The following is a 5806-nucleotide window of genomic DNA, read 5'->3' as shown; positions in this document are numbered from 1 at the left end:
ACCGTTTTGTCGCCAAGCATGGCCCCATCCGGATCAACTGCACCATACACATGGTAAGGGTCTCCAATGAAGAACGAGCGCCCCGGTTGTCGCAGCAAGTCGATTTTGGAGATGACCTGATCCATGTCCTGAACAGTGTGTGCCGCAATTTGAATCCCACCGTGCCACAAGCGTGGACCGGTCGTGTTTGTCAAAACCTCACCGCCGCCGGTCTGGCTGCTTTCCATATTCTCTCCAAGAGCGAAGGACAGTGACGTAAGGCGGAGACCGTCGAAGAAATCCGCCAGAGCAAGAGGAAACGTAAAAGCCATCAACGCCCCCTCGGATCGTTGGAGATTTCTTGAACCCGATCGGGGAGCGCACGATCGTATTCCCCTAAGCCTGCCTCAATCACCCGGACGGATACATTTTGCGCCTCAGACCGCGCGATCGCACCAATCTTCCCGTCATCATTCACAAGCACTTCGACTTGAACACGACCACTTTCGCCGCCTAGCTGATGGTTAGGGATGATGGTTCCGGAAGTTTTTGGCTCAAACCACTCTGGGCCTTTTTCGCCAACGATGTAGCCCTTGTCCGACTGCACCGGCCCACCAGACTCGCGGAACCCACCAAAGATACCCGAAACAATATCGCCAATCGTCGAGAAGAAACCTCCACCGCCGCCTTTGGCTCCCTCAAAGTCGAACACCTCTAAAATTGCTTCCTTGATGCCTGACTGCAGAATGTCATAAGCGATCCCCTCGAAAACATTGGCCATATTTTCGCGTAAGTCTTCGCCTCGAGTGGCTGCACCGGCCAAAGCTCTGGAAATCCCATCAATACCGTTGGCAACATGGTCGATATCGTCTGGCGTTTTTTTGAGCTTGCGGCCTAGCGTGCCGACATCATCACCAAGGCCACCCACGCTTGAGGCTGTTGTCGCGGCGCCTGCACCAAGCCCCTCAAGGGCCTTTTTCAACTCGTCGGCTGCGTTGGCGCCGTTGTCCATTTCGGCATTTGCAACATCCATTTGAAGGATCAGGGTCTTCATGGCGTCGACCGCCTTTTGCCACCCTTCATTCACGAGGGCTTTGGCTTCGTCTTTGGCCGCCGCAGCTTGCCCTTGGAAATCGCTGACCCTGTTTTGCAGGTCGTAAACTGTCGCACCGGCTCGGACCGCGTATTCGTGCAAACCAAGAGCAATTTCATCGGCACCCGCTGCTCGCGCCCCAGCGACTGCGGAATGCAGGAAGTCGGCCCAAATCTTCTGGATATTGCTGATCACCTGCACAAAACCCGCCTGAATGGTCAGCCACACAGCATTGAGGGCAGGCCCGATAGACTTCGCAGAAGTCTTGATGCCATCCCAGACGCCCTTCGCGAGATCGCCCAGAGCCTGCAATGCGCTGCCCCAACCTCCGGTCGCGACGACCAGCTTGTTGAAATACATGATCGCAAGACCCAGCCCGACGACCAGCGCACCGATTCCGGTTGCGATCATCGCGCCGCGCAGAGTCACGAAGCCAGCAGCCGCAACGAGTGCGCTACTCCCCATCGCCGCGAGCGTCGGGATGTAGCTGGCGGCAAGAACCGCCGCACCAGCTGTAGCGAATGAATTGATTGCGTCCAGATTGTTCGCCACGAACTCAAGCGCAGGTACAGCGACAGTGAGCAATGCGGTGCCAACCGAGATCCCTACATCGCGGAACTTCGCCATTGCAGCATTGATCCGCTGGTTTCGGTCTAGCATCTTTTCGTATGCCTGAAGGGTCATGCCGCTTTTATCAGCCATGTCCTGCATGATCTGGGTGAACGTAGCTCCTGCGCCACCGGAGAAGGCCAGCGCTGCGCCCAGAGCCTCGACCGACCCAAAAAGCTGCGCCATGATTTCCTGACTGCCACCTGTTTTCTCGATCACTTTCTCAAGGAAGCCAGCTAATCCTTGGCTTTCCAGCGCGGCCGAATTGAAATTCAAGCCAAGCTGTTTGGCAACATCACTCGCCTCTTTCGTGGGTTTCACCACCGAAGCAATGACCTGCCGCAGACCAGTGGTCGCGCTTGCGGTACTCAAACCCTGTGTCGTCAGCGCAGAAACACCAGCCACGACTTCATCGAATGCGATGCCCGAAGCCGATGCGAGCGGCACGATCTGACCCAGCTGCGAAGAAAGCTCCGCGATTGTGGTTTTTCCTGCCCTCATCCCGACGAACAGCGCGTCGGAAACCTCGCCAGCTGTAATGCCGGCTGCTCGATAGGCATTCATGGCCGTGGTCAAGCCATCAACACCGGTTACGATGTCCGTAACTCCGCCGATGGCAAGTCGGTTGGCGGTATCGATGATCTGGTTGGCTTCCTCGACCGATCCCGCTCCGGCAGAGATTGCCTGATAAAACGCCTGCACCTGCGGCGTGGCATAGGTGCCAAAATCCTTCGCCATAGACCGAGCCTGACGCTGGATATATGCCAGCTGCTCCGGTGTTCCTTCGATCAAGGTTGAAACCTCAGAAAGTGCGGATCCAAAAGTCCGGGCCTGCGTGATCGAGCTGCCAAGGGAGTTTATCGACAGAAACCCAACTGCTAAACCGCCAATGGCGCGCCCTAGCTTTGCTGCAGAGGATGTGACACGGCCAGCCGCGGTTTCCGCTTTAAGAGACTGCTTCGTGAAGCGGCCCAGAGCATCGCGCCCTTTGTCAACTTGAGTACTATCAATCTCTAGGCCTAGCTTAGCTATGTCCAACGGATTTCCCCTCATGTTCTGTCAAGGGTTCTAAGCCCAGCGGATTGGTCCCAATTGCCTTTCCTTCAAGGTAGGCCCTACTCAAATTGACCAAGGCTCGTGCCTCCCAAGGCTCGCAAATTGCTTGTGAAGACGACTGATAGGCATGGACTTGGAGCCAATCCAAAGCTCGCTCGCTGCCCATAGCGTCAAGATACGTTGGGCCAGCCTCCATCAACGCCTCTAGCAGATATTGGCCTACCTCTACTTCTGGTATGTTCAATTCCCGCTTTTCGACCTCCCTTATTTGGGTAAGACGATCATGCGGCCAGGTCTGTTCGCCATCCTTTGCTGGTATAGCGTGTAGCCATCCCCATTGCTTGGCCGCCAAAAGTAAGTCGCCTATGCGGGATTGAAAAAATTTGCGCGAGACTGCGCGAACTGTACGACTTGCTCGACCAAGCCGTCAGATAGCAGCAAGAACTCGCGCTTGTTTTCTTCGGTCGCCTCCATTGTCTTCCCGCCTTTCTCAAGGCCGTGCATTGAAATCACCAGAGAGGACGCGAAAGCCAATCCGACCTCCTTTTCCTCATCCGAAATGTCGCCGTTTTTCAGAATACTGGCCTGCAAGTCTCGCGCCTGCTTCTGCACTGTCGGACTTTCAGTACCGCGCACCATCAAGAAAACCTTCTGCGCATCCTTTGCAGCGTCGATCAGCTTACCGTTTTCATCGGCCCCCTTACCTGAATAAAGCAAATGGCCCAGAGCTGGGTGGCGCAGGTGAAGTTTAGCGCCTTTCTCAGCGCCAGTTTTGGTTTCCAGTTTTGAAAAGTCCATGTCGATATTCCTTGGCTTCCAGCCCAATTTTGGGGCGAGGCCGTGAAGCCACGTGGCCTCGCCCAAGGCTCAAACCAAGGGGTTAGGAGCCTTTAACTGTGGTGATGCCAGTCTGCGCTCGCATCTCAAACGAACCACCTTTGTTGGTGCTCGCCGTGCGCTCTGGCTCAGCAAGGTTTGCGACGAGGCCCTGGAAAAACTTGGCGTCACCGTCCAAGTCCAAGATTGCGAATGTGTGCACGGTGTTGGTGTTGTTGCCCGCCTCTACAATCGCCTGCCCTGCATCGCCGCGCTCGGTGATGAATGTCACCGGCACGTTGCCGACATCTTTGACGCCATTGAAGCGCGAGCGACGGCCTGCCTTGAGAAGATCGAACGTTGTTTCGTCCGATTTGTCGCCCAGCTCACCGATTGAAACGATTTTGCCAATCTCGACCAGCGAAAGGGCCTCATAGCCCACTTGGTTTTCGGTTGCAGGGGTAGCAGCGGCGATGCTCAGAGTTGAGCCAATGAAAGTGGACATGATGCCCTCCTATGCTTTGGGAAAGTCTGGGCAAAACCGCCACGACGTAACCAGCCTGCCCAGATGACCGGATTACTTTTGGGGCTTGATGCCGTTGTGGAAAACCACCAGCACTTCGCCGCCTTCTTCCAGTGTCTCGCTGACTTTGCCGGAATAGGTGACGCCATTGTCCAGCACGAAGCTGATTTCTTCACCTGCCTTGGGGGCCTTTCCCTTGAAGGAAAGCGTAGGAGAAGTGACTGCCCCGACAGTTTGCGGGGTGATCTTCCCACCCGTGATTATGTTGTTAGCATCAGCCATGCTGCGCCCTCCTTGATTTCTCGATTGTCTATGGTCTCAGGCCGACAACATGGCCTTCATTCGGATGGTGACTGGCACTCGCCATTCACTTCCATCCTGAAACGGTGCGCCGATGGTTGGGCGCAGATGCACAGTCGCGTCAGAGATGCGCGTTCCGATCGAGAAATGGTCGATTACAGACTGTACGATCTTGTCGCTGGGGCCGCTCGATGTACCTGCCTCGGTTACAACCGAAATTTGGAGCAGGAAATCAGCGCGGCTGTCGCCCGCTAGAGTGGCCGTGGATTGCGCTACTGGGCCGTGATCAAACTCCACTCGCGGCGTGTCGCTCTTTGCGGCTTGATTGGCCCAAACAGTGGATGGCCGATCGCCAAGGCCTTCAAAATGGTCCTTTGCCGCTTGGATGATCGTCGCTTCGTCGCTCATTTGAGTCTCGCTGCGTTGGTGGCCACAATGGACTGCCACTGTTGAGCTGCCCCACGCGCGTAGAAACGCCCTGCCCTGCCTGCGGCACCGTATTCGACAGGCCGCGCATACTCTGCTGTCCAGCCTCCAAACATCACGTCTCCCACTTTCATGCCTGCGATCGCGAGCATGTAAGCGTTTGGGCCTGTTAAGCTAGTGGATCCGTTCAGGCCGGCCACGAGGCTGTTGCGTAAATGGCCAGTATCAACAGGCATGTTACCGCCTTTTGAAACTGGCGTTTGAGCGAACTCAAAGAGGTCCTGTGCGGATTGCTTCAAAACAAGCTCAACGTTGCGCTTGGCCTTCTCAGACCAGGTATGAACCTGAGCAGAAAACGATCGTGTCATCGGGCCTGCGAAAGCCAGTCAATCTTGGTAGCCGCGTAGCAGCGGCAGTTGATGATTTGGGAGCCAGGCGCGCCCAGAGAGCCGTCACAGGGGTGTTTGGCCTGTGACCCATCGGGAAACACGAAAGGCTGGCCCAACGCGACCGTTTGACCATTCATGGCCGCGTGATCCTGTCGCGTGCGAGCATCACCTGTCGCGTCCCACTGAATAACAACCGCTTGACGGGGTACGTCGCCACGCTCAACAAGCTGATCAAGGGCTTCCAGGCGGCCGGCATTCATAGCAGCCATGCCTTCGGTGCGTGCCACTGCATCAGCGCGCACCTTTAGCAACCGATCGGCATAGCGTCCCGTGATTTTTGCAATTGTGCGCTGGTTGAGTTTGCGCCCTTCTGACAGCGTTTTTCGCACCGTTGCATCAAATCGTCGATCCCGACTGGCCCGCTTGAAGTACCCGGCCAACATGCTCGGATCAGAAAGTTCGATCCTCATCCTGCGAACAGCGGCCGCCTGATTGCTGTGTAGCCCGATCAAGCCTCCCTGCCGCTGATTTCCCTGTACTCGCCCCGCAAGATCAAGCGCCGTAGCGCGCGGGTTCCGGCCGGAACGTAAACCGGCCCGAATTGCGTCAGCGACC

The 5806-nt window shown here is 56.3% G+C and carries 7 protein-coding genes and 1 pseudogene; all 8 read right to left on the bottom strand.

What is annotated here, in order from left to right; translation table 11 throughout:
- Positions 1 to 311: pseudogene (locus tag QOL67_RS21775) on the bottom strand (hypothetical protein); the annotation flags it as partial.
- Complete coding sequence (locus tag QOL67_RS21770; protein ID WP_283428097.1) at positions 311 to 2734, bottom strand: phage tail tape measure protein; 2424 nt, start codon at positions 2732 to 2734, stop codon at positions 311 to 313. The pseudogene QOL67_RS21775 and the gene QOL67_RS21770, both read right to left, overlap by 1 nt.
- Positions 2735 to 3100: 366 nt before the next feature.
- Entirely contained in the window at positions 3101 to 3535 is a 435-nt protein-coding gene (locus tag QOL67_RS21765; protein ID WP_283428096.1) for a hypothetical protein, read from the bottom strand.
- A gap of 82 nt (positions 3536 to 3617) precedes the next feature.
- Complete coding sequence (locus QOL67_RS21760; protein ID WP_283428095.1) at positions 3618 to 4058, bottom strand: hypothetical protein; 441 nt, start codon at positions 4056 to 4058, stop codon at positions 3618 to 3620.
- A 72-nt stretch (positions 4059 to 4130) separates the two neighbouring features.
- A complete protein-coding gene (locus tag QOL67_RS21755; RefSeq protein ID WP_283428094.1) occupies positions 4131 to 4358 on the bottom strand; it encodes a hypothetical protein in 228 nt (75 codons plus the stop codon).
- Positions 4359 to 4394: 36 nt separating this feature from the next.
- Complete coding sequence (locus QOL67_RS21750; RefSeq protein WP_283428093.1) at positions 4395 to 4784, bottom strand: phage tail terminator-like protein; 390 nt, start codon at positions 4782 to 4784, stop codon at positions 4395 to 4397.
- Positions 4781 to 5038, bottom strand: a complete 258-nt coding sequence (locus QOL67_RS21745) for a hypothetical protein (RefSeq protein ID WP_283428092.1) — start codon at positions 5036 to 5038, stop codon at positions 4781 to 4783. The genes QOL67_RS21750 and QOL67_RS21745 overlap by 4 nt, the downstream gene beginning before the upstream one ends.
- A gap of 128 nt (positions 5039 to 5166) precedes the next feature.
- Positions 5167 to 5806, bottom strand: a 640-nt coding sequence (locus tag QOL67_RS21740; protein ID WP_283428091.1) for a phage minor head protein, incomplete at its 5' end; no start/stop codon positions are given.

The organism is Shimia sagamensis, assembly GCF_900182745.1.
Taxonomy (GTDB): Bacteria; Pseudomonadota; Alphaproteobacteria; order Rhodobacterales; family Rhodobacteraceae; genus Shimia; species Shimia sagamensis.
The sequence above is the reverse complement of the archived record's forward strand: the minus strand, read 5'-3'. Positions and strand labels throughout refer to the sequence as shown.